Annotated in this window: 14 protein-coding genes and 3 pseudogenes; 11 read left to right on the forward strand and 6 right to left on the reverse strand. The window is 68.7% G+C overall.

Features of this window, described 5'->3' with window-relative positions; all coding sequences use genetic code 11:
• Positions 1-9 precede the first annotated feature (9 nt).
• Entirely contained in the window at positions 10-1488 is a 1479-nt protein-coding gene (locus ABZ725_RS46675; RefSeq protein ID WP_358808455.1) for an MFS transporter, read from the reverse strand.
• Positions 1489-1610: 122 nt separating this feature from the next.
• On the opposite strand from ABZ725_RS46675, the gene ABZ725_RS46680 reads away from it, so the two are divergent.
• The 4 genes and pseudogenes from ABZ725_RS46680 to ABZ725_RS46695 all read left to right on the forward strand — a co-directional run bounded on the left by ABZ725_RS46680 (position 1611) and on the right by ABZ725_RS46695 (position 4004).
• Entirely contained in the window at positions 1611-2120 is a 510-nt protein-coding gene (locus ABZ725_RS46680) for a MarR family transcriptional regulator (protein ID WP_351916882.1), read from the forward strand.
• Between the two features lie 296 nt (positions 2121-2416).
• A pseudogene (locus tag ABZ725_RS46685) lies at positions 2417-2614 on the forward strand (3-hydroxyacyl-CoA dehydrogenase NAD-binding domain-containing protein); the annotation flags it as partial.
• 40 nt (positions 2615-2654) lie between these two features.
• Positions 2655-3532, forward strand: a pseudogene (locus tag ABZ725_RS46690) (alcohol dehydrogenase catalytic domain-containing protein).
• 8 nt (positions 3533-3540) lie between these two features.
• A pseudogene (locus tag ABZ725_RS46695) lies at positions 3541-4004 on the forward strand (MBL fold metallo-hydrolase).
• A gap of 80 nt (positions 4005-4084) precedes the next feature.
• On the opposite strand, the gene ABZ725_RS46700 reads toward ABZ725_RS46695, so the two are convergent.
• The gene (locus tag ABZ725_RS46700; protein WP_358808456.1) at positions 4085-6565 is read right to left on the reverse strand and encodes a SpoIIE family protein phosphatase; all 2481 of its coding nucleotides are present in this window, start codon (positions 6563-6565) and stop codon (positions 4085-4087) included.
• 308 nt (positions 6566-6873) lie between these two features.
• Here ABZ725_RS46700 and ABZ725_RS46705 point away from each other — a divergent pair, with 308 nt between their 5' ends.
• From ABZ725_RS46705 to ABZ725_RS46715, 3 genes are all read left to right on the forward strand, one after another.
• On the forward strand, positions 6874-9153 hold the full coding sequence (locus tag ABZ725_RS46705; protein WP_358808457.1) for a LuxR C-terminal-related transcriptional regulator: 2280 nt from the start codon (positions 6874-6876) through the stop codon (positions 9151-9153).
• A 354-nt stretch (positions 9154-9507) separates the two neighbouring features.
• Complete coding sequence (locus ABZ725_RS46710) at positions 9508-11277, forward strand: LamG domain-containing protein (protein WP_358808458.1); 1770 nt, start codon at positions 9508-9510, stop codon at positions 11275-11277.
• A gap of 132 nt (positions 11278-11409) precedes the next feature.
• Entirely contained in the window at positions 11410-12624 is a 1215-nt protein-coding gene (locus tag ABZ725_RS46715) for an endonuclease/exonuclease/phosphatase family protein (protein ID WP_358808459.1), read from the forward strand.
• Positions 12625-12815: 191 nt separating this feature from the next.
• On the opposite strand, the gene ABZ725_RS46720 is transcribed toward ABZ725_RS46715, so the two are convergent.
• Both ABZ725_RS46720 and ABZ725_RS46725 read right to left on the reverse strand, forming a co-directional pair.
• Positions 12816-14786 (reverse strand): right-handed parallel beta-helix repeat-containing protein, encoded by a 1971-nt coding sequence (locus tag ABZ725_RS46720; protein WP_358808460.1) that lies wholly within the window; start codon positions 14784-14786, stop codon positions 12816-12818.
• Positions 14787-14923: 137 nt separating this feature from the next.
• The gene (locus tag ABZ725_RS46725) at positions 14924-15691 is read right to left on the reverse strand and encodes a FadR/GntR family transcriptional regulator (protein WP_358808461.1); all 768 of its coding nucleotides are present in this window, start codon (positions 15689-15691) and stop codon (positions 14924-14926) included.
• Between the two features lie 120 nt (positions 15692-15811).
• Between ABZ725_RS46725 and ABZ725_RS46730 the strand changes: the two genes are divergently transcribed.
• The 4 genes from ABZ725_RS46730 to ABZ725_RS46745 all read left to right on the forward strand — a co-directional run bounded on the left by ABZ725_RS46730 (position 15812) and on the right by ABZ725_RS46745 (position 20273).
• Positions 15812-16927 carry an enolase C-terminal domain-like protein gene (locus tag ABZ725_RS46730; protein ID WP_358808462.1) on the forward strand — a complete coding sequence of 372 codons (1116 nt, stop codon included), beginning with the start codon at positions 15812-15814 and terminating at the stop codon, positions 16925-16927.
• Positions 16928-17163: 236 nt separating this feature from the next.
• Entirely contained in the window at positions 17164-18390 is a 1227-nt protein-coding gene (locus ABZ725_RS46735; protein ID WP_358808463.1) for a carbohydrate ABC transporter substrate-binding protein, read from the forward strand.
• A gap of 9 nt (positions 18391-18399) precedes the next feature.
• On the forward strand, positions 18400-19308 hold the full coding sequence (locus ABZ725_RS46740; RefSeq protein ID WP_358808464.1) for a sugar ABC transporter permease: 909 nt from the start codon (positions 18400-18402) through the stop codon (positions 19306-19308).
• Between the two features lie 11 nt (positions 19309-19319).
• Positions 19320-20273 (forward strand): carbohydrate ABC transporter permease, encoded by a 954-nt coding sequence (locus ABZ725_RS46745; RefSeq protein ID WP_358808465.1) that lies wholly within the window; start codon positions 19320-19322, stop codon positions 20271-20273.
• A 50-nt stretch (positions 20274-20323) separates the two neighbouring features.
• Here ABZ725_RS46745 and ABZ725_RS46750 read toward each other — a convergent pair whose 3' ends face one another.
• Both ABZ725_RS46750 and ABZ725_RS46755 read right to left on the reverse strand, forming a co-directional pair.
• A complete protein-coding gene (locus tag ABZ725_RS46750; protein WP_358808466.1) occupies positions 20324-21904 on the reverse strand; it encodes a tannase/feruloyl esterase family alpha/beta hydrolase in 1581 nt (526 codons plus the stop codon).
• Positions 21901-23742 (reverse strand): AMP-binding protein, encoded by a 1842-nt coding sequence (locus tag ABZ725_RS46755; RefSeq protein WP_358808467.1) that lies wholly within the window; start codon positions 23740-23742, stop codon positions 21901-21903. Before ABZ725_RS46755 ends, ABZ725_RS46750 begins: the two co-directional genes overlap by 4 nt.
• Between the last annotated feature and the right edge of the window lie 69 nt (positions 23743-23811).

A 23811-nucleotide genomic window follows, 5' to 3' on the forward strand; every position in this document is an offset into this window, starting at 1 on the left:
GGGCCGGGTTCAGGCGTCGACGACCGGAGTGGCGGCCGACTTGGACTTGTCGAAGCGCGGCAGGGCGGCGGCGCCGACCGCGAGGAGGGCGACGATGCCCATCTGCACGTACTCGACTCCGGCGAAGGCGTGGGCGACGTTGTGCGGGGCCAGGGCCAGATAGAGGGTGCCGAGGGTGGCCACGCCGAGGGCCAGTCCGCTCTGCTGCAGGGTGATCAGCACGCCGCTGCCGATACCGGCCATGTGGGTGGGGACGTCGGCGAGCACGCTGCGGAACAGTCCGGCGAACAGCATCGACTGGCCGGCGCCGACCAGAGCCAACGGTACGGCCATGGACCACAGACTGACGTGCGGCCAGTTCTCCAGCAGGACCGTCACCAGCGAGACCAGTCCGGCGAGTTGGACGACGGCGCCGGCGGACAGCGCGGCCCGGCCGAACCGGGTGATCAGGCGGGGCGCGACCAGGGAACCGGCGAAGAAGAGCAGGGCCATCGGCAGGATCGCGAGCCCGCTGTGCAGGGCGTCGGCGTGCAGGCCGTTCTGGACGGTGAGGGCGAAGACGAACATGAACGCGCCGAAGCCGATGCTGAAGGCGAACACCATGGTCAGCCCACGGGACATCGACGGCAGGCGCAGCAGGGAAGGCGGCAGCAGCGGGACCTCACCGCGCCGCTCGGTCCGCTTCTCGACGACGTAGGTGGCGGCACCGAGGACGACAGCGGCGGCCAGCATCAGCCAGGTCCACCAGGGCCAGCCCAGGGAGTGTCCCTCGGTCAGCGGCACCAGCAGGGCGGTCAGGGTGGCGGCGAACAGCACGGTGCCGGGCAGGTCGATGCCGACGGGGTGGTGCGAGCGGGTGTCGGGCACGATCCGCGCCGCCACCAGCAGCACGACGACACCGATGGGTACGTTGACCAGGAAGATCGGCCGCCAGGAGGTGCCGGCGATGTCCGCGCTGACCAGCAGGCCGCCGACCAGCTGTCCGACCACGGCGGCGATGCCGGAGGTGGCCCCGTACAGGGCCACGGCACGAGCCTTTCGCTCTCCTTCCAGGACGTGGTGGAAGGTCGCCAGCACCTGCGGGATGAGCAGCGCGGCGGTCGCGCCCTGGACGATGCGGGCCGCGATCAGCGCGCCCACGCTCGGTGCGACACCGCAGGCCAGCGACGCCAGCACGAAGCCCACGAGCGCCCCGAGGAAGATACGGCGGCGGCCGAACCGGTCGCCGAGACGGCCCCCGAGGACCAGCAGGGTGGCGTACGCGACGCCGTACCCGGCGATGACCAGCTCCAGCGACGACGCCGAGGCATGCAGGGAGGCGTCGATGCTGGGCAGGGCGACGTTGGTGATGAAGAAGTCCATGATCGGCAGGAACGCGCCCGCGAGCAGGATGAACACCCCGAGCGGGTGCAGGCCGCCCGCGCGGGCTGTGGCATGGGGCGACGGCGCGGCCGCGCCGGCATGCCGGGAGGTGGTGGTTGTCGTCATGACGGCTCCAGAAAGAGCAGAGATTGCCGGCAGAGGCCAGCAGTTATGTGCTCATAACTATGAGCACATAATGAGTATGCCCCCATAACCAACTGGCGGCAACCCCGTACCCTGGAGCCGTGATGGAGGACCAAGCGCACCCGACAGGCCCGACAGCGGGGCCGGACCACGAGCCGCGGTGGGCCGAACTGGCCGACCTCGTGCTGATCATCAGCCGGGAGATCCAGTTCCGCCGCTACACGGACGAGCAGGCCGTCCACCTGTCACAGTCCGAGGGCATGGTGATGCGCTATCTGAAGCGCGACCCCGCCGCCCCGCCCAGCCGCATCGCCGACGCGACCGGGCTCCAGCGCACCAACCTCTCCACCGTCCTACGCGGACTCGAGCAGAAGGGCTTCATCGAACGGCACGCCCACTCGGGCGACGGCCGTGGGGTGACGGTCCACTCCACCGAGCGCGGACGCAGCAACACCACGCTCGTCCGGCAGGAATGGGCCGCTACCGTCTCCGAAGCCGCGGGCCACGACACCGAACACCTCGACTCCGCCCTCACCCTGCTCAGGGCTGTGGAATACGGACTGACCAAGTCACGACCACAGAACCGTGCCGAGCGTCCGGCGACCCAACAGTGACCCGCACGCGCCGACGACACTGACCGGCCTCTGTCGAGGCAGACGCCGTGAGGCGGGCGGCAAGGTCCTCAGCCGGTGTCTGCACGGGGCGCTGAAGCCCTTGCCACGGCCCGCCTCGCGCCCGCCACCACCGGTACGGCCCACCGCACCCGCCTGTCTTGCCGACGTCGGGTTGGGAGGGCCTGTCACGGTGGTGACGGCCTGGCTGGCGACGCCGCCGGCGGCCGGGTGGACCGTTGCGGTACGAGAGGGCCAGCTCTACGGTCCTGGCCGCCGACCGCGCGGTGCCCGCCACGGTGAAGCCGTCGGTCGTCGTACGCGAGGACGCGCTGCTTACCTCGAACACCTCCTCACTGCCCATCATGAAACTGGGCATGGCCACCACACGCCCGCACCAGGTGATCGGGGCGCACTTCTTCAATCCGGTCCCGGTCCTCGGCCTCGTGGAGATCGTGCCGTCCCTGCTGACGGGCCCTCAAACCCAGGCCCGGGCAGAGGGGTTCGTCACCGGCACGCCAGAAAGGCAGTTGACCCATGGCGCAGGAAGTACGCGGCGTGATCGCACCGGGCAAGGACGAGCCGGTGCGGGTGGAGACGATCGTGGTGCCCGATCCGGGGCCGGGCGAGGCCGTGGTGCAGGTGCAGGCATGCGGGGTCTGCCACACCGACCTGCACTACAAGCAGGGCGGCATCAACGACGACTTCCCCTTCTTGCTCGGCCACGAGGCGGCCGGGTGGTGGAGTCGGTCGGCGAGGGCGTCACGGAGGTCGCGCCGGGCGACTTCGTGATTCCGAACTGGCGTGCGGTGTGCGGGCAGTGCCGGGCGTGTCTGCGCGGGCGGCCCTGGTACTGCTTCGACACTCACAACGCCAAGCAGAGGATGACGCTCGCCTCGACCGGGCAGGAGCTGTCTCCGGCCCTGGGGATCGGCGCGTTCGCGGAGAAGACGCTGGTGGCAGCCGGACAGTGCACGAAGGTCGACGCGTCGGTGGCGCCGCAGGTCGCCGGGCTGCTGGGATGCGGGGTGATGGCCGGGATCGGCGCCGCGATCAACACGGGCAACGTGGGCCGCGGCGACACGGTCACGGTGATCGGCTGCGGTGGTGTCGGGGACGCAGCCATCGCAGGCTCGAACCTGGCCGGCGCGGTCGTCCTGGTCGGCGTACCCACCCCGGAGATGAAGCTCGAACTCCCCCTCCTGGACGTCTTCGGCCGCGGCGGCGCCCTGAAGTCCTCCTGGTACGGCGACTGCCTGCCCTCCCGCGACTTCCCCATGCTCATCGACCTGCACCTCCAAGGCCGCCTGGACCTGGCGGCGTTCGTGACCGAGACCATCCAACTCGACGAGGTGGAGAAAGCCTTCGAGCGCGTGCATCAGGGAGACGTCCTGCGCTCGGTGGTGACGCTGTGAGCGGGGCCATACACGTCCAGCGGGCCGTCACCGCCGGGACCTTCTCACTGGACGGCGGGGCCTGGGACGTAGAGAACAACGTCTGGATCGTGGGTGACGACCACGAGGCACTGGTCATCGACGCGGCCCACGACGCCGACGCCATCGCCGAAGCGCTCGGCGACCGTCGCCTCACGGCCATCGTGTGCACCCACGCCCACAATGACCACATCGACGCCGCGCCGGCACTGGCCGACCGCACCGGTGCACCGATCTTCCCGCACCTGGACGACCGTCTGCTGACACCCTGTTCCAGGGCGGGCCGGGGGCCACGGGACGTTCGTACTCGCACTTCCCGACGATCATCCGCTCGATCCGCGACCGCCTGCTGACGCTGCCGCCCGAAACCACGGTGCATACCGGACATGGGGACGACACCACGATCGGCGCCGAGGCCCCGCATCTCGACGCGTGGATCGGGCGCGGTCACTGACGATCGGGGTCGCTGATGCGTGGGCTTTCACGCACAGTGCGGAGCTGAGCACCACACATCCGCCACACCCGAGTCTGCGGCTACGGGAACTCGGGCGAGTCCAGGGCCAGCTCCGCCCAGATGGTCTTGCCTGTGCCGGTGTGCCGCGTGCCCCAACCGCGGCTGACCTGCGCCACGAGCAGCAGGCCGCGACCGCCCTCGTCATAGGTACGGGCACGGCGCAGGTGGGGTGCGGTGCTGGTGCCGTCCGACACCTCGCAGATCAGGTGGCGGCCGCGGAGCAGTCGCAACTCGATGGGCGGTTCGGCGTGCCTGATCGCATTGGTGACCAGCTCGCTCACCACCAGCTCGGTGACGAAGGACGCCTCCTGCACATTCCACGCATCCAGTTGCGCGGTGACGAGCTTGCGCGCGCCGGCCACCATGGCGGGGTCGGCCGGCAGGTCCCAGGTGACGACGTGCCGGGGATCGAGGGCCTGGGTGCGGGCGATGAGCAGAGCGATGTCGTCAGTGGGGTGCTCGGGTGGCACTGTGGCGAGCACTTTGTCGCACAGAGCGTCCAGGGACGTCGCCGGGTCGGCGAGGGCCCTGCTCAGACGCGCGATCCCCTCGTCGATGTCCTGCTCGCGGTACTCGACCAAGCCGTCGGTGTAGAGAGCGAGCAGGCTCCCCTCGGGGAGGGTGACCTCAATGGTTTCGAAGGGCAGCCCGCCCAGACCCAGCGGTGGACCGGCCGGTACATCCAGGAAGTCCACGGCGCCCCCACTGCTGACCACGGCGGGGACCGGATGTCCCGCACTGGCCACCGTGCAGAGACGGGAAACCGGGTCGTAGACCGCGTACAGGCAGGTAGCGCCGAGGCCGGCGGCCATCTCGGCGGACTGGTCGCGAGGCGAGGCGCCGTCCGTGTCCGTGTCCGCCGAGAGCCGGATGACCAGGTCGTCGAGATGGGTGAGCAGTTCGTCAGGCGGAAGGTCGATGTCGGCAAGGGTACGGACAGCGGTCCGCAACCGTCCCATGATCGCCGATGCCTGGACGCCATGCCCGACCACGTCGCCGACGACCAGGGCGACTCGGGCGCCGGACAGCGGGATCAAGTCGAACCAGTCGCCGCCCACCCCGGCCAGGGTGTCCGTCGGCAGGTAGCGGAAGGCCGCCTCCACCGCAGGCTGCACGGGCAGTCGCTGGGGAAGCAGGGCCCGTTGCAACGCCAGCGCGGTCTCCCGCTCCCGGGTGTACCGGCGCGCATTGTCGATGCAGACCGCGGCCCGGGCAGTGATCTCCTCGGCCAGCAGCAGATCGCCCTCGGTGAAGGACTCCGGCCGTTGGTGACGCAGGAAGACGGCCACGCCCAGGGTGTGGCCGCGGGCCGTAAGCGGCACAGCCATGACTGAGTGGATACCGAAGGCACGGACCGATTCCTCCCGGCCAGGATGCCCCACCGACCAGTCGGCGGAGTCAGGGGCGAATTCGGCATGGAGCACAGCTCGGCCAGTGGCCAGGCATTCCGCCGTCGGGGAACTGGCGGCGTAGTCGTCCACCTCGCCAGGGCGGAGCACCGCCTCGGCAATGTTCGGAAGCACGGACTGCTGGGCAACGCGGCGAAGCATGAACGAGCCTTCCGCAGTCGGCCCGGACATCGCATCCTCTGGTGGCGCCGCCTCAGTCCGCTCGACGTCCGGAAGAAGATCGACGGTGGCGAAGTCGGCAAACTCCGGCACGGCCACATCGACCAGTTCCTGAGCCGTGCGGGCGACGCTCAACGTACTCCCGATACGGGCGCCCGCATCGTTGAGCAGCTGAAGCCGTTTGTGCGCCCAGTACTGTTCGGTCATGTCATGGGCCGACAGCCCCACGCCGCGCAGCACACCACCCTCGTCCCGTATCGGGTACAGCGAGAGCGACCAGGCCTGTTTGCGAAGCTCCCCTGCGACCTGAACCTGAACTGCCACATCCTGGGGCTCACCGGTCTCCAGCACTCGCGCCATGCACTGCTCGACCCTCTCGAACTCAGGGTGGGCCACCAGCTCGGCATGCCGAAGCCCCTGCATCTCCGCCTCGGTCAGATCGAGAGCGCGCTGGGAGGAGTGGTTGGCCTGCCTCAGGCGCAGGTTCGTGTCATACGTTTCCATCGAACAGCAGGACGCCTGGTAGAAGCTCCATACGGCCAGCTTCTCCGGGCCCTGGGCGGCACCGGTCCCTGCGAGCGGAGACAAGACCAGCCAGTTGCCGGCGGTGCCCTCCTCCCGCCGATGGTGGGCGAGCACACGGGCATCCACCTGGTGCCCGTTCTGGTGCCGCAGCCGGACCGTTCCGGTCCACCTCGGCAGAGTAGGCAGCCGACGCAACGCCCCTGTGGAGATCCTTTTGTCGATCAGGTCGGCGGCCGGTCTACCGACGACCTGCACAGACGAATAGCCGAGCAGCCGGCGAGCGCCCTCACTCCACTCGGTGATCATGCCGTTTTCATCGACAACGGCACGCGCCGTGAGCGAGTCGCCGGACATGTCGACGGGGTTCGGCGGTTCGGCATCGTGACTGGTTCGCCGTCCGTCCACCATCTCACCTCCACCAGGGTTTCCGCGGAGTGCAGCCGCCCTCCACCCAGAGTGTGATTTTTGACCAGATTTTCATCCTCTTTCTCTTGCATCCATAGTGCTACGTCCCGGGAGCAGCCTCTCCCGCTTCGCGCCCCTGCGGGCACGGGGCGCCCCTCGCGTTCCCTGCGCTCCAGCTCGTGACGTTGTCGCTCAACGCCCACGGACCGACCTCGACCGACGGCGACTGAAGGAACAGATACGCTAAACACCGTAAGTCGCGTTCGCGTGCGTTTGGGGTATTTTCGGGCAGGTAGGAGGTGAGGGGGAAGGTGACCAGCCTGCTCTGGGAAACGGGGAATCTGCCTGCGGCCTTCACCACCTTCGTGGGCAGACGGAGCGACATCGCCGAGATCCGCCGCATCCTTGGCTCGGCCCGGCTGCTGACGCTCACCGGAGTGGGCGGCGTGGGCAAGACCCGATTGGCCCTCGAAGCCGCCTCCGCGTCGAGGAAGGCTTTCCCGGACGGGACATGGCTTGTCGACCTGGCACCGCTGCGGGACCCGTCGTCGGTGGCAAGCGCGGCCGCGACCGCCGTGGGCATCGCGGACCTGGGCGTCAGGCCCACCCTCGACCAGCTCGCGGGGCGTCTCGCCGGACGACGGGCGCTGATCATACTGGACAACTGCGAGCACCTCGTCGAGGCCTGCGCCGAACTCGCGGGCACACTGCTGGCGGCCTGCGCGGGTCTGCACATCCTGGCGACAAGCCGCCGAACGCTGGGTATCGCGGGTGAGCACATCCTCACCGTCCCGCCCCTGTCGGTGCCGGATGAGGCGGTGGAACTCCTGCGGGACCGGGCCACCGCCCTGCGGCCCGAGTTCCGGATCACCGACGCGAACTGGAATGCGGTCACCCGGCTGTGCGACGGCCTGGACGGGCTGCCTCTCGCCATCGAACTGGCCGCTTCCCGGCTTCGCACACTCACAGTCGAACAGACGGCCGACCGGTTGGAGGACCGTTTCACACTGCTCACCGGCGGCAGCCGAACCGCGAGACCGCACCAGCGCACACTACGCGCGCTGATCGACTGGAGCTACGAGCTGTGCTCGCCCGCCGAGCGGCTGCTGTGGAACCGGATGTCGGTCTTCACCGGCGACTTCGGCCTGGACGCGGCCGAAGACGTCTGCGCCGGAGAGGGCGTCCCCCGGCACGAAGTGCTGGACCTGCTCGACCGGCTGGTCTCCCAGTCCGTCATCCTGACCACCGACTACGAGGGCCTGCCCCGCTACCGGATGCTGGAGACCATCCGCCAGTACGGCCGACAACGACTCGCCGGATCCGACGAGGCAGAAATCCTGCTGCGACGGCACCGCGACTTCTACCTCACCCTCGCCACCCACATCGCCGACACCTGGTACGGCCCCGGCCAGGAGAAGGCCCTCACCCGCCTGCGCGCCGAGCACGCCAACCTGCTGGCGGCACTCGACCTCGGCGATGACCCACAGGTCACCCTCGCGCTGGCGGCGGCACTGCGCTTCCACTGGTGCGTCGGCGGATTCCTCGGCGAGGGACGACGATGGCTCGACCGGGCCCTCACAGCGGCGCCCGAGCCCACCCCGGCCCGGGCCCGGGCACTGTGGGTCGCCGCCTGGGTGGCACAGCTCCAAGGTGATCATTCGACGGCCGACGAGTGGCTGACCGAGGCCGGGGAGCTGGGCGAACAACTGGACGATCCGGTGGTGGGCGCGTACGTCACGGGCTTGCACGGCTCATCGGCAGTGTCCCGGGGGCGGCTGGCGGAGGCCGTGTCCATGTTCGAGCGCGCGATCGCCACTCACCCGGCGGACGACGGGGGAGCCGTGGCGGTCTTCGTGCTGTTCCGGCTGGCCGTCGCCCAGACCCACCTGGGGGACCCGCGCGCGGCGGAGACCGGCGAGCGGGCGGTCGCCCTGGCGGCGGCGCACGGGGAGAGGTGGGGCCGTGCGTACGCGCTGGGGGCGCTGGGCTACGACGCCTGGGTGCGCGGTGACCGGGATGCAGGCATGGCGCTGACCCGATCCGCGCTCGAGATCGAGCGCGGCTTCAACGACTACATCGCCACCTCCCTGATGCTGGAGCAGCTCGCCTGGGCGACCGCCTCCTGCGGCGAGTACAAGCGGGCGGGGCGGCTGCTCGGCGCCGTGCGCGGCCTGTGGCAGGACATCGGCACCAGCGTCTCCGCGTTCGGCCCGCGGATCGCCGAGTACCACGTGCGATGCGAGGAGTCGGTCGTACAGGCGCTGGGCCCTGCGGCATTCGAGCGGGCACTCGCGGTCGGCGGCGTCCACGACAGCCCCGGCCGGGCCATCGAGTACGCCCTGAGCTCCGACTCCGGCGCCGACTCCGAACCGGCCGCCCCCGCCACCGCCCCGAGCCCGCTGACCCGCCGTGAACGGGATGTGGCCGCGCTGGTGGCCAAGGGTATGAGCAACCGTCAGATCGCCGCGGCGCTCGTTCTCTCCCCGCGCACGGTGGACGGTCATGTCGAGAACATCCGGGCCAAGCTCGGCTTCCGCTCCCGTGCCCAGATCGCGGGCTGGTGGGCGGCGAACCAACCGCCCACGCCGTAAAGCCCTGCCATAAAGCCCGCATAAGAACCCCGTAGAAATACCCATGGGCCGGGGCTGGGCCATGCCCTGATCATTGCGACACGACGCCACAACGAGGCGGAGCGGGCCGGCTGCGACGGCTTGGTCCGCACCAGTGTCCCGTGGCGCCAAGGCAACAGTCGGCCTGGTGCCGCAAACCCTCCCTTGGAGTGCCTCGGCAGGTGTCCTTGCGCTGCCTCGCTCCGCCCTTCCGGCCACCCGGCCCGGCGCTGGCCCCGCACACAGCCGTCGAACCGGATGCCCGCGTACCGCTTCGAAAGGGAAACAATGCGAAGAAAGAACAGGGCCAGGGCAGTCCTTGCCACTGCCCGCGCCGTGATCACGCCGGGTCGTGGCCCAGCCGCTCCGGCCGCTCTCCGGCTGGTCCGCGCGGGTGCCCCGCTGGGGAGCCGGCGCACGGTCGCCGGCCTGGTCGCCGTGTCCCTCGCGCTGGGCACGGGGGCGCTGACCACCGCCGCGCCGGCGCAGGCCGACATCGGCGACGGCCTGGTGCTGCGCTACAAGCTGGACGAGACATCCGGCACGGTCGCGCACGACTCCTCCGGCAACGGCCGCGACGGCACGGTCAACGGCACCACCGGCTGGGACGGCCCGGGCATGGCCTTCAACGGCTCCAACACCTACATCAAGGTGCCGAACAACATCATGGCCGGGCTCAACTCCATCACCGTCGACTTCGACGTGTGGATCGACCCCACCATGGGCAAGCCGTACTTCTTCTACGGCTTCGGCAACACCAGCGGCAGCAACGGCAACGGCTACCTCTTCACCACCGGCAACACCCTGCGCACCTCGCTGTCGATGACCGACTACACCGCCAAGCAGGACATCCAGCCCTCCGGGGACCCCTACCAGCTGGCGCGCGGCATGTGGAAGCACGTGACGTACACCCAGACCGGCACCACGGGCATCCTGTACGAGAACGGCGTGGAGAAGGCCCGCAAGACCAACCTGACGATCACCCCCGGCGCGATCGGCGGCGGGACCACCACCGCGGACTACATCGGCCGCTCGCTCTACGCCAACGACCTCTACTTCAAGGGCCGGATGCGCGACTTCCGCGTCTACAACCGCGCCCTGTCCACCTCCGAGGTCAACACCGTCGCCACCGGGACCGAGCAGCAGTGGGAGCAGCTCCAGGCCCTCGCCTCCTACAACGGCGCACTCGCGGCGTTCGACGACCCCAACATCGGACCCGTCGTCACCTTCCCGTCGGACTACACCGGCGACATCGACAAACTGCAGAAGCCGCCCGGCTGGACCAACGAGTTCGGGCAGACCCCCACCGACTGGCCTACCCCCACCACCGCGAAGAGCCCGCTGTTCACGCTCCAGCAGATCAACGACATCCAGGACGCGGTCACCACGGCGGTCCAGCCGAACGGCGACCACGACACGTACCAGCTGAACGTGTACTACAACGGGATGGACGACCGGGTGGTGGCCGAGACCAACGCCCCGGCATCGGTCACCGACCCGCTGGTCGCCCAGTACCCGGGCAAGCTCGTCATCAAGGGGTACCCGCTCGACACCCCGCCCCCGGTCAAGTGCGATCCGGGCCAGGCGCCCATGGACAAGGTGCTGACGACGGCCGTCTCGCCGGCGGCAGGTTTCCAGGACGCCGCGACGAAACTGCAGTGGCAGCAGGTCCAGGCCCTCGCCGACTACAACTGCGCCCTCGCCGCGTTCGACGACCCCAACATCGGACCGGTGATCGTCTTCCCGTCGGACTACACCGGCGACATCAACGACCTGCAGAAGCCGCCGGGCTGGACCTCCGAGTACGGAGAGATCCCGGCCGACTGGCCCACCCCGACCACCGCGAAGAGCCCCCAGTTCACGCTCCAGCAGATCACCGACATCCAGGCCGACGTCCTCCGCCAGATATCCACGGACGGTGACACGACGGCCTACATGGTGGGCGTTCAGTACGACGCGATGAGCGACCGGGTGGTGGTGCAGACCGACGCCCCGGCATCGGTCACCGATCCGCTGCTGGTCGCCTACCCGAACAAGGTCGTGATCAAGGCCGTCACCGCAACCACTCCGGGCGCCCCCACCGGCGACGGTGGCGACATCCAATAGCCGGCCCCTCGCGCCGTCACCGGCGTGGGCCAGAAAGGACAGGCAATGAGGATTCCCCTGCGCGGGACTTCCCGCAGAAGACAGGAACACCCCCGCGGCGGCGGTCGGACCCGGAAGATATTCCTTGTGCCGATGCTCGCGTTCGCCATGCTGGCGGGCCTGATCGCCACCATCGCGACGCCGCAGAGCGCCTGGGCGGGGGTGGGCAGCTACCGCCCCGCGACGTACAACATGCAGGGCGGTGGCGGTGGCGGCGCCAACAAGTGGACCACCGACATCCCCCGGATCCTCCGCGAGGGCTACAACGTGGTCGCGCTGCAGGAGGCAGGCCCTATTCCGCCCGGACGCTTCAACGGCATGACCCCCCTCCTGGGAGAGCACGAGAACTGGAGCGGGTGGACCGTACAGGAGTACGTATGGCGGCCTCCGGGTCAGACCACCGACTGGTACATCTACTACATGCGTACCGACTTCGGCGGTAACCGGGTCAACCTGGCCTTCCTGAGCCACGAGCAAGCGCACGACATCCGTTGTGTCCTGCCCATTCGCTGGGGCAACAACGGACTTCCCCAAACCCGGCCCGTTCTCGGCATCACCTTGGGCAACACGCGCTTCTACACCGTGCACGCGGCGGCCTCCAGGAACAACGAATCCCCGGAATTGGTGCAAGCCATCGCCGCAGATGCGCACGACCACCCATGGGCCGCGATAGGCGACTGGAACATGGACCCGAACGTCTTGCCCATCGTACGCGGTCAGCACAGGTACACGACCGGCGAAGCCACCCAGCAGAGTGGTGGTGAACTGGACTACATGGTGACCAACGAGCGGATGGCCGGCTACGGAGGCGTCCGCATCGGCATGGCATCCGACCACTACGCCATCGGGTTCCGTGGCATAGCCGCAGAGGCCGGCGTCCAGCTCCTCAACGCCCACGACGACAACCACTCGGTCGGCGTCACTTCCAAGGCCTGGGGTATTCAAGTGCTCTCCGGCGCAGCCAAGGAATACACCCACTGGGTGTTCAAGGCCATGGGCAGCGGTTTCTACAGCATTTACAACCGCAGTACAGGACTGTGCTGGAGTGACAATGCGGGCAGGGTGATCCAGTGGGGCTGCAACGGTGCTACGGATCAACTCTTCAAACCGGGCTACTGGAACGACACCGGCCAGCTCTCTCTCCAGCCGAAGGGCAAGAGCACGTGCGTCGGAGACGACAACGTCTTCGGATGGGGAAGCCAGATCCTCACCACGAGGAATTGCAGGGGCGGCGAGTCACGGTGGAACTTCAAGTTCGACTATGAACCGGGACCGTTCGCAAAGCTCTTGCTCGTCGTGGCGTCCTGATCGACTTCGCCGCTCAGACCAAGATCCGTAGGCTCGCCCGCCCAGCGGGGCACAACTGAACACCAGGCGGGGGCCCGGGGTCACCCGGGCCCCCGCCCGCGCTTCGCCCACCCGGCGAATACGCCCCTCGGGCCCGCGGCGTCCAACAGGGTGCTACGGACCCGAGGGGCAGGGCGTACGGACAGGGCGGGTCACCTGCCGTGGACGCCGGCGTTCTCCATGACCTGCTTGGCGCCGAGGGGCCAGTTGCCGTCGGTGACGACGACGGTGCCGGTCACCACGTTGCCGCGCCGGCCGTTGCTCAGGCTGATGGAGCCGTTGCTAGTCCAGTTGTCCGTCACCGTGAGCGCGCCCGTGTTGTTGGTGGCGTTGGAGTTCTCGTGGTCCCAGTCGCCCGTGTTGCGGAAGACGTTGTTGCTGTCGGTGTAGTCGCGTGATCCTTCGTCGTGGTAGATGCCGTAGTGGCCGTTGTTGTCGGCGCAGTAGTTGCGGTCGATGCTCGTGCCCGGCGCGGCGGAGAGGGTGTAGATGCAGGCGCCGTCGTCCATCGTCCGCATCACGTCGTGCAGGTAGTTGCCGGTGACCTCGATGTTCCTCAAGGTGGTGGGGGTGGTGTAGACGGGCTGGAAGTCGTACAGCCCGCGGTTGACGTAGTCCTGGCTGCCGCCGGGGTCGTTGGTGCCCCAGCCGTAGCCGATCGCTATGCCGGTGTAGGGCATGTCGTAGATCTCGTTGTGGGAGACGGTGACGTCGGTGGCGTAGGTGACCAGCACGGCTGTCATGTCGCGGTAGTCCAGCGCGAGGTCGTGCATGACGTTGTCGCTGATGGTGATGTTCCGGTTGGTCATCCGGGGGTCGCCGGGGTGGTGGGCGTCGGCCTGGACTCCGCCGACTACGACGCCGCCGCCCGCGTCCTGGGTGAAGACGTTGCCGGTCACGCTGATGGTGTCGGCGCCGAGCCCGACTCCTGTGGTGTGTGCGTTGGCGTCGTTGCCGATGCCGAGGGCAACCTGGCCGAGCTGCGTGAACCGGTTGCCGGTGAAGCTGATGTGGGAGGCGGCCGACACCTGGACGGCGGCCGGCATCTGATGCCAGTTCGGACGTGTCGCCTCGAAGAGCCGGCAGCCGTACTGGCAGGAGTTCAGCGCGTCCGCCGGGCGCTCCCAGTCACCTGAGATGAATGCGCCGGTCTGCTGGTCGGCGTATCCCTGGCCGGTGGACGGCAGCAGCCAACTGGTGTGCGAGAACTGCAGGCCGGAGAAGGTGATATGGGTCGCCGGGGCCTGGTAGGTGCCGCCGACGGAGAGAAGGGACTCCAGTCTCGGCATCTCCACGTCGGCGGTGGACATCTTCTGGCCGGGGAGGGGCTTGTAGTACAGGGTCCCGGTGCGGGTGTTCAGGTACCACTCCCCCGCCGTGTCGAGGAATTCATACGCGTTCTCGATGTACAGCGGCCCCTTGCGGAAAGGGTTGCCGATGGTGTCGTACCCGAAGGTGTTGTTGTTCCAGGCCGGCTGTTCCATGGTGATGACGCCATGGCTGATGCCCGCCACCGGCGAGTAGCGGTTGGTGAAGGAGCCTAGGGCGTCGATCTCGGTACGGCCCGGATCGGCCAGGCTGTTGAGGTAGCTCAGCGCGCCACTGGTGAAGGTGTAGCCGCCTGCGTCGCCGGTCAGGTCGGCACGGTTCAGTTCGGTGCGGGCGCGGGTGGCCTGGACGCCGTCGACGTACAGCTGCCGGATGTCGAAGCCCTTGCCGACCTTGGCCTTCCAGATGTTCTTCGCGCGGTCCTGCCGCGTCCAGCCGGTGGCCTTCCGCGCCCCCGACAGGACGGGGTGGGCACCGGGCGCGGCCTTCCAAGTGACGGTGTGTCCGTTGGTGCCGGAGTCGGCCCGGGTGAAGGTCAGCGGCGCGGAGAGCCGGTAGGCACCGCCCGCGAGTTGGACGACGACATCGGACCGCATGGGGGAGTTGAGGGTCCGCACCTTCGCCTTGGCCTGCCCGATGGAACAGGGGTGGACCGATGAGCAGGCCGTGCCGTGGCCGCCCGGCGAGGCATGGAGGACCGTCGCCTGTGCCGCGAGGGCGGGCGTTGCCTGGGCCGGCGCGGTCGCGGTCACCGTGGCGAGGGCGACGGCCGCCATCAGGGAGGTTCTGATCACCCGGTCCCGGGGCGAGGGGTATGGACGTATGAACCGCACGTGGCACCTTCCAGTGGCCGGAACCAAACGGCGGTTACATTAGTCGTCATACGAATAGCGGCAATAGATACCGCACAGTAACTTAACTTGTCCCCGAGTTACTCCGTCGACCGGCGGCCGGCCGGTGAGCGGCGGCGCTGCCAGGCGTCCTCGATGTGCGACGTCATGGCCTGCGAGGCCCCCTTGGGATCGCGGGCGAGGAGGCGCTCCATCAGCTGCCGGTGCTCCGCGTTGGCCAGTTCACAGGCACGGACGTCGGGTGCGCCGCTGTAGAGGGAGGTGGTCCGGGCCTGGGTGTGGACGCCGCGGACGATGGAGCTCGCGAGCCGGTTGCGGGACGCCTCCATGATCCGGCCATGGAAGACGAGATCGGTCTCGATGAAGTCATACGGCGCCGCGGTCTCCGCGTCCAACCGCGCGAGCAGCCCTTCGAGGGCACGGAGGTCGTCGTCCGTCGCCAGGACCGCCGCCTGGGCGGCCATCTGGGACTCCAGGGCCGATCGCACGCCGACGAGCTGGTCGAGAACCACGAGTTCGTCGTCGTGCCGGAAGGTGGCGGCCAGAACGACGGGATCCAGCAGGTTCCAGTCCTCCTGCGGCGTGACCGTGGTTCCGGAACCCTGCCTGGCACGGACCAGCCCCTTGGCCTCCAGGGCCTTGACCGCCTCACGGACGGTGGTGCGGCTGACCCCGAAGGTCTCGCACAGCTCGGGCTCGATGGGCAGCGCCGAGCCGGGCGGCATATGGCCCGCCACGATCCGGTCGGCGAGCGCCTCCACCACGGCGTACGCCAGCCGGGCGGGCCGTCTGAGCCAGGGCTGCAGCGGGGGCGGACCACCACCGTTGTCCGTGCCCGTCTCCGTCATGGCGACCGCCCTTCCGCTCCGCTGTGTGCGCCGCATTCTAGCCGCCAAAAGCTTGACGGCATTCGTATGACGACTTATGTTACCGAGGCATTTCTGGCTTCTCTGTGAGGTGGGACACCGTTGCGCATCACCGATGTCGCGAGTCATCCGATCCGGGTGCCCGCCGCCGACCCGCCGTTCGTCTGGCGGCACGGACTGCGGGGCAGCCCACCCGAGGGCGAGGCCGCCGTCCTGCACATCCGCACCGACCAAGGGATCGACGGTGTGGCGATGAGCCCGCGGCGGGGCTCCGCCGTCGTGCTGGCGGACCTGCTGGACCGGGTGCTGCGCGAGGAGTTGGTGGGCCAGGACCCCCTGCGGCGCGAATGGCTCTGGCACCGGCTGTGGGAACTGGACCGCATCGAGGAACTGCCGCTGTACCTCCTCGGCCTCGTCGACACGGCACTGTGGGATCTGGCGGGGCGCCTCGCCGGCCGGCCCACCTGGGAGGTCCTGGGCGGCTATCGCACCTCCATCCCCGCATACGCCTCCACCGTCACCTACTCCTCCGTCGCCGAGTATCTGGACATCGCCGACCAGGCGCTGGAGCTCGGCTACCCGGCCATCAAACTGCACGCCTGGGGCGACGCACGACGCGACGCCAAACTGTCCGTGGCCCTGCGCGAGCATGTCGGCGACGACATCCCGCTGATGTTCGACGGCTCCGCGGGCTTCGATCTGCCCGACGCCATCCATGTCGGCAACGCGCTCTCCGATGCCGGTTACCTCTGGTACGAGGAACCGATGCGCGAGTTCAGCGTCACCGCGTACCAACGCCTGGCGAACGCGGTGAGCGTGCCCCTGCTCGTGGCCGAGACCTCCGACGGAGCCCATATGAACTCCGCCGACTTCATCCAGGCGGGCGCCGCCACCTTCGGGGTCCGTGCCTCCACCCAGCTGCGGGGCGGCTTCACCGGCGCGATGCGCACCGCCCACCTCGCCGACGCCTTCCGGCTGCGGGCCGAGGTGCACGGACCCGAGATCCCCAACCGGCACCTGTGCATGGCCATCTCCAACACGACGTACTACGAGTCCCTGGTGATGGGGAACCCCATCAGCCGGGAGAGCGGCATCGACGCCGACGGCATCGTCCACGCTCCCACCGGCCCCGGCGTCGCGTTGCCCGCAGGGCTCGAGTACCCGGCCGCACTCCGACCGTACGTCGACGACGAGACGGCCACCCCGCCCAAGGCATGACCGGCGAGCGTCCGCGCCCGCCTCCCGCCACCCCCCGAGACCGTCCGGCATCCCAGCGCAAAACGAGGTCAGCCATGAACAACGGCGTTCGGTACTCCTCCTCTCCACACTCCTTTCGGCCATGTGTCACAGCTGCCGTCGCGGCTCTCGGAGTCATGTGTCTGCTCTCGCTGACCGGGTGCGCCAGCGCGGATCCGACGCCTGCCGCGGGCGGGCCCGCCGCGAAGTTCTCCCCCGTGCCCCAGAAGACGGGCAGCGAGATCACGGTATGGGCGGACGCCACCCGCGTACCGGGCGTGGAGGCGTACCAGAAGGCGCATCCGGACGTGAAGATGAAGATCGTCACGTACAGCGGCGACGCCAACGGAGCCAACGACCTGCAGACCAAGGTGCAGCTCTTCGACCGGACCGGCAGCGGCTGGCCCGACGTCGCCTTCACCGCGAACGTCAACGACGGCACCTGGGCCTCCCAGGCCGCCCAGGGCAAGACCCCCTACGCCGCTCCCGTCGACCAGGGCATCATCCCGAAGAGCACGCTCAGCGGTTTCGCCGACGGCGCCCTGGACCCGTGCGTCTTCAACGGCAACACGTACTGCGTGCGCAACGACCTGGCCCAGAACGTCCTTTGGTACGACAAGAAACGGATGGACTCCTTCGGGTACACCGTCCCGACCACCTGGGAGGAGTACCAGGCCCTCGGGGAGAAGGTCGCCAAGGAGCACCCGGGTTATCTGGTCGGCACCGCCGGTGATTCCTACGCCCCGGAGGTCTACTTCTGGGCGAGTCAGTGTCCCGCGAGCACGGTCACCGGCGGCAAGAAGGTCACCGTCGACCTCGAAGACGCCAAGTGCACGCGGATGGCCAAACTGCTCGACACCCTGATCGCCAAGGGGTCGGTCTCCAAGGACACCGTCTTCGGCGCCGACTTCGTCAAGAACAAGGCCGACAAGGTGCTCATGCTGCCGGGCCCGTCCTGGTACGGCCAGGTGCTGTTCAACTCGACCTTCAAGACTCCCAAGGGCCGGATAGCGGCGGCCGCTCCCCTGAAGTTCGCCGGCGACACCACGAACTACACCGGCAACGTCGGTGGCGGTCTGTGGTTCGTCTCCTCCCACAGCGAGAACCTCAAGGCGGCTTCCGACCTGGTGACCTGGATGACCACCTCCAACGACTACCAGGCCACCGCCGGCACCTATCCCGCCTACAAGACGGCCGCCACCGCCTGGCTCGCCAACCAGGCCACGACCGGCTACTTCGCCGGTGACATCGGCCCCGTCTTCCAACAGGCCGCCGAGCGGGTGTGGCCGGGCTGGTCCGCCACCCAGTACAGCCAGGAGGCGATCTACGCCTCCACCGTGGTCCCCGCACTCAACTCCGGGAAGTCGCTCACCGCCACGCTCGGCGACTGGCAGACCGCCATCACCGACAAGGCCAAGTCCCTCGGCTACACGGTCGAGCGCTGAGGTGATCCGATGAGTACTCTCCCCGCCGTCCGGCCGAAGCGTGGCGACCGCAGCGCCCGCAATCCGCTCGGCCGCGCCGGCTACTTCTTCGTCTCCGGCTACGTCGTCCTGCTGCTCGGCTTCGGTGTGCTGCCCACCGGCTACGCCCTCTGGCTGGCCCTGTCCAACTCCCGCGGTCAGTTCGTCGGACTGGGCAACTTCAGCCGTACCTTCGGCGACTACCGCTTCGGCCCGGCCTTCGCTCACATCGGGCTGTACCTGCTGGTCTGGCTGGTCGTACTGATGGTCCTCGTCGTGCTGCTGGCCCTGATGCTGCACGGCCGGATGCGCCGGACCTCCTCCGCCCTGCGGTTCCTCTTCTATCTGCCGGGAGCGCTCGCCGGGGTGGCGAGCGTACTGCTGTGGCTCATCCTGCTCGACCCGGCCTCCAGCCCGGTCGGATGGCTGTTGGACGCCTTCGGCCGGCACACGCTCGCCCAGGTCATCGCCCCCGGTCATCTGCCGGTGCTGTTCACCGTCATCGCCTTCTGGACCGGCGCCGGCGGCTGGATCGTGATCATGTACGGGGCGCTCAACAACATCCCCGACGAGATCCTGGAGGCGGCCCGGATCGACGGCGCGAGCACCCTGCAGATCGCGCTGCGCATCCAGATCCCGATGCTCACCAAGTGGATCGCCTACATGCTGATCCTCGCCTTCGCGGCGGGCACCCAGCTCTTCGTCGAACCGCAGCTGGTCTCCACCGCCAGCTGGGGCATGATCCCCGACAGCTGGTCCCCCAACCAGCTCTCCTACCAGTACGCCTTCCAGGCGGGCGACTTCAACGGCGCCGCGGCGCTCTCCGTCGACCTGCTCCTCCTCGGGCTCGGCTGCGCGGCACTCGTCGTCTTCCGCGCCGGGATGTTCGACCGGGACTGAAAGGCCGCGCCATGACGCTCACCTCCGCCACCTCCGCCGCCGAGTCCCGCACCGGCTCACGCGCCGGCACCGGTCCCACGCCACCGCGGCGGATCCGCCCGAAGAGCCTGGCCGCCCGCGTCGCATGGATCGTCGTCCTCGGCTTCTTCCTGCTGTTCTTCGTGCTGCCGGTGATCTGGCTGCTGCTCGCCCCGACCAAGACCGACGGCCAGATCCTGCGCGGGGCCCCGTTCTCCCTCGGATCCCTGAACGGTCTCGCCGACACCTGGCACAACCTGTACGGCTTCCAGGACGGGGCCATCCTCGACTGGTTGGGAAACTCCGCCCTCTACACCTTCGGCGCGCTGGTCATCACCCTCGTCACCGGCATCCCCGCCGGATACGGCCTGGCACTCACCCGGTTCATCGGCCGCCGGCTGCTGCTGACCATCACGCTGCTGGTCATGCTGATGCCCTCGGCCGCGCTGGTTCTGCCGTTGTACCTCGAGATCAACGCCGTCCATCTGGACGGCACGATCTGGTCGGTCATCCTGCCCTTCTCGTTCTTCCCGTTCGGCGTCTACCTCACCTACATCTACTTCTCCTCCAACATCCCGGCCGACCTGCTGGCCGCCGCGCGGATCGACGGCTGCTCGGAGTGGCAGGTCTTCCGGCTCATCGCCCTGCCCCTGGCCAAGCCGGTCGTCGCGCTGGTCGGCTTCTTCAACTTCGTCGGCAACTGGAACAACTTCTTCCTCCCCTTCGTCATGCTGCCGGACAGTTCGCAGTACCCCGCGCAGGTAGGGCTGAACAACCTGCTGACCTCGTCGTCGGCCTTCAACACCTCCGCCGGCCTCGGTAACCAGATCATGCGCCCGGAACTCGCCCTGGCCGCCCTCGTCACCATCCTGCCCGTGCTGTTGGTGTTCCTCGTCTCCCAGCGAGCCCTGGTGTCCGGCATGCTGGCCGGCGCCACCAAGGAGTGAGCACGATGTTCGTGACCAGCCGCCGTGTCGAAGCCGACGCGAGGGGTGCGTCACTTGCTGGAGCAGCGGAAGTTGGCAGCATCGTCGGTGCTTCCCTGTCCGGTGTAGCGCGCGACGGCCGGCCAGCGGCACAGCGGGCGGGTCATGTCCCCGTTCTTCGCGAAGAGGGTGTCGGGGGCCTGCCCCTGCTCGACCCACTTCACGAGATCCGCCAGCGGGTCGGCGGGGAAGGCGCCGGGACCGTCGACGCAGTGCTGCACGCCGGGTGCCATGAACAGCCGGGCGAAGCGTTCCGTCCTGGCCTTGCCGCCCATGGTGGCGAGCAGCCGCGTGTAGTAGTCGACGCTTCCTTGCGGCATGATCACTTCGTCTGCCCAGCCGTGCCAGATGATCATCTTCCCGTGGGAGTCTCGGAAGGCACTGAGGTCGGGATCGTCGGTGGCGAGGAGAGGGCCGTATTCGCGACGGGACTGCTCGAAGTAGGTGGCGAAGTCGGCGCTGGTCAGAGTGTGCCAGTCCCAGTCGGGATCCTTGGCCAGCCAGTACTTGAACCAGTCGCCGGGCAGCGGGTTCGGCACCCCGTCGGTCTCGGCGGTGCTGGCGTAGGCGTTCAAGGGGGCTCCCCGTGGGATGCCGTACCACAGTCGCGAGCCGTTCGAGCGGCGCGGGCCGTCCCAGATCCGCTTCATCACGGTGGCGTCCTCGGCCGCGATCCGACCGCAGGGAGTCTGTCGGCCGACCAGTCTCGCGGGGTCGAAGGCACAGGTCTGCGGATCGATGACCCCGTCGGTCACACCGTCGCGGGCGTCACATGCCGCGACGGCCGCGCGGGTGAACTCCTCGAACTTGCACCGCGGCACGAAGTTGCCCGATTCCCGCATCACGACCTGAGGCCACATTCCCGCAGGGACGAAACGGTCGGCGTTCAGTGCGGGGGCCGCGGCCAGGATTCCGTCGTAGTCGTCGGGAAAGCGCTGGGCCTCCATGAGCCCCATCCGCCCTCCGCCGGAGCAACTGTTCCAGTAGGAGTAGTCGGGTGCGCGTCCGTAGTAGGCGGTGGTGATCGCTTTGCCCTTGACCGTCATCTCATGGGCCGACCGGTAGGCGAAGTCGTTGATCAGCGATGCGTTCATCCCGGTCGGGGACCACGCCCACGAGCCGTCCAGGGGAGAGCCGGAGTGCCCGCCGTCGGTGCCCGCGCTCGCGTAGCCGGCCCGGGCGGGGGCGGCCACCTGTTCCGGTGAGAGCCAGCCTCCGTAGCCTCCGGCGCCCGCGCCATGGAAGCGGCCGTTCCAGTTGTCCACCGGCAGTGCCATCGAAATGCCGTTGCTCTCGGGCACCGTCAAGGTGACGTTGCAGATCGCGGGAGTGGCGGCGGTCTGTGCGGCACTGGTGACCGTGGTGCCGTCCGAGAAGGTCAGCTGTGTGAGGCTTTCGCACGTTCGGACCGGCCGGGTGAATTCCGTGGCGGTGGCCGCCGCGGAGTCATGATGTGGCGCGGTGCCGATCCCCACCCCCAGGGTCAGCACCGCGAGGACGCCGAGCCACCGTCTGCGGGCTCCGCTCCGGGACGGCGCCCCGCGCGTCCGAGCCGTGTCGGTGAGGGTCTTCCACCTGGTCCGCTGGATCACTCCTGCCTCCTGTTTCTCTCAGTCGGTTGTCGGACGTCGTCGGCGAGCGGGTCTGCGTACAGGGCGGCGATGTCGGTGGCGTACTTCTCGGCGACCTTCCGCCGCTTGAGTTTCAGGGTGGCGGTGAGCTCGTCGCCGTCCCCCTCCCAGTACGCGGGTATCACCTTGAACCGCTTGACCTGCTCCACGCGGGACAACTGGCGGTTGCCCTCGGCCACGGCCGTTGCCAGGGCGTTGATCAGCGGGGCCGAGCTGACCAGCGTCTTCGGGTCCGGATCGAGGGCATGTGCGGCGGCGAAGGCGGCCGCGGCCTGAGCGTCGAGGACGAGCAGTGCGGTGATGTACGGGCGGTTGTCGCCGATCGCCACCGCCGTACCGATGAGGGGAGAGGCGGTGGCGACGGCGGTCTCCACACTCATGGGCGAGATGTTCTTGCCCGCTTCGTTGATGATGATGTCCTTCTTGCGGTCGACGATCGTCAGGTATCCGTCGTCGTCGGCCACGACGACATCGCCTGTGTGGAACCAGCCGTCGCGGTCCACCGCTTCGCGGGTCCGGGCCGGGTCGTTGCGGTATCCCTTCATCAGGGAGGGCCCGCGCACGAGGTACTCGCCGTCGTCCGCGCGGCGCCCTTCCAGGCCTGGCAGCAGCTTGCCGACGGTGCCGAACCGGGCCTGCGGGGGCGCGCTCACGGCGACGAAGCAGCTGAGTTCGGACATGCCCCAGCCCTCGCAGATGTCGATGCCGAGGGAGGCGAAGAACTCCAGGGTCGCGGGCGGTGTGGGCGCCGCTCCGGAAGCGGCCCACCTCACCTGGTCCAGCCCCAGGCGCTCGCGCAGGCCGGACAGCACCGCGGTGTCGGCCGCGGTGTGCGCGGCGGCCAGCTCCGCGTCGACCGGTTCGCCTGCCTGGATCAGGCGTGTGCGGCGGGTCCCCATGGCGATCGCCTGCTCGACGGTCCTGCGATGTGTCTCGTCGCTCTCGTCGTCCAGGGTGTGCTCGACCGCTTGCTTGAGCTTGTTCCAGATCCTCGGCACTGCCACCCAGATCGTCGGTCGGCAGTCCAGCAGCGCCTGCGCGATCCGCCTGATGTCGGGGACCACGGTGACCTGCACGCCGAAGAGCGCCAGCGCGTACAGGCCGGTGAAGCGGTCGGCGATGTGCGCCGAGGGCAGGTAGGAGGTGATCCGGTCGCCGAACCGGAAGTCCAGCACCTGCGTGACTCCTGAAGCCTGGGCGAGCAGGTTGGCGTGAGTGATCTCGACGCCCTTCGGGGCGCCGGTCGTCCCCGACGTGTAGATCAAGGTGAGTACGTCGTCCGGCCGTACGGAACGCCAGCTCGCCTCGAAGTCGAACCGGTCGTCGGCCAGGCCCTGTTGACGCAAGCGCTTCAGTGTGAGCGCGCCTGCGTCCGCACCGGCTCCGTCGTCGTCCACCACGACGACGTGCTCGACAAACGCACCGCAGCTGCGGACGATGTCCACATACTGCGCCTCGCACACCATCACCCTGCTTCCCGAATTCCGCAGGACATGGGCGAGTTGCGCCGGCGCGAGTGTGTTGTACACGGAGAAGGCAGTGGCTCCCAGATGCTGGACGGCGAGGTCCAGGGGGTAGAACTCCGTCCGGTTGGTCATCATCAGCGCGACCGTGTCCCCGCGCCGGATTCCCAGCCCGGACAGGCCCGCGGCCAGCACGCGCACATCGTCGGCGAGCTCACGCCAGCTGACGGTGCGGGTGCCGCCCACGGTGCGGAGCGCTGTCGCGTTCGGATCGGCGGCGGCCATGCGCTGGAATGCCTGGCACACGGACGTGGGCGGTGCGGTGGAATCGGCCATGTCGTTCGGTCCCCGTCCGTCGGTCGGCCTGTATCGGACACGACGCAAAGGCTAGGGAGCGCATGCGCC

It is taken from the genome of Streptomyces sp. NPDC006872, assembly GCF_040635845.1.
GTDB lineage: Bacteria > Actinomycetota > Actinomycetes > Streptomycetales > Streptomycetaceae > Streptomyces.

Excerpts from the sequence above, each read along its gene's own strand:
- ABZ725_RS46675 (WP_358808455.1), bottom strand. The coding sequence starts at position 1,488 with ATGACGACAACCACCACCTCCCGGCATGCCGGCGCGGCCGCGCCGTCG.
- ABZ725_RS46680 (WP_351916882.1), top strand. The coding sequence starts at position 1,611 with ATGGAGGACCAAGCGCACCCGACAGGCCCGACAGCGGGGCCGGACCAC.
- ABZ725_RS46700 (WP_358808456.1), bottom strand. The coding sequence starts at position 6,565 with ATGGTGGACGGACGGCGAACCAGTCACGATGCCGAACCGCCGAACCCC.
- ABZ725_RS46715 (WP_358808459.1), top strand. The coding sequence starts at position 11,410 with ATGCTCGCGTTCGCCATGCTGGCGGGCCTGATCGCCACCATCGCGACG.
- ABZ725_RS46725 (WP_358808461.1), bottom strand. The coding sequence starts at position 15,691 with ATGACGGAGACGGGCACGGACAACGGTGGTGGTCCGCCCCCGCTGCAG.
- ABZ725_RS46740 (WP_358808464.1), top strand. The coding sequence starts at position 18,400 with ATGAGTACTCTCCCCGCCGTCCGGCCGAAGCGTGGCGACCGCAGCGCC.
- ABZ725_RS46745 (WP_358808465.1), top strand. The coding sequence starts at position 19,320 with ATGACGCTCACCTCCGCCACCTCCGCCGCCGAGTCCCGCACCGGCTCA.
- ABZ725_RS46755 (WP_358808467.1), bottom strand. The coding sequence starts at position 23,742 with ATGGCCGATTCCACCGCACCGCCCACGTCCGTGTGCCAGGCATTCCAG.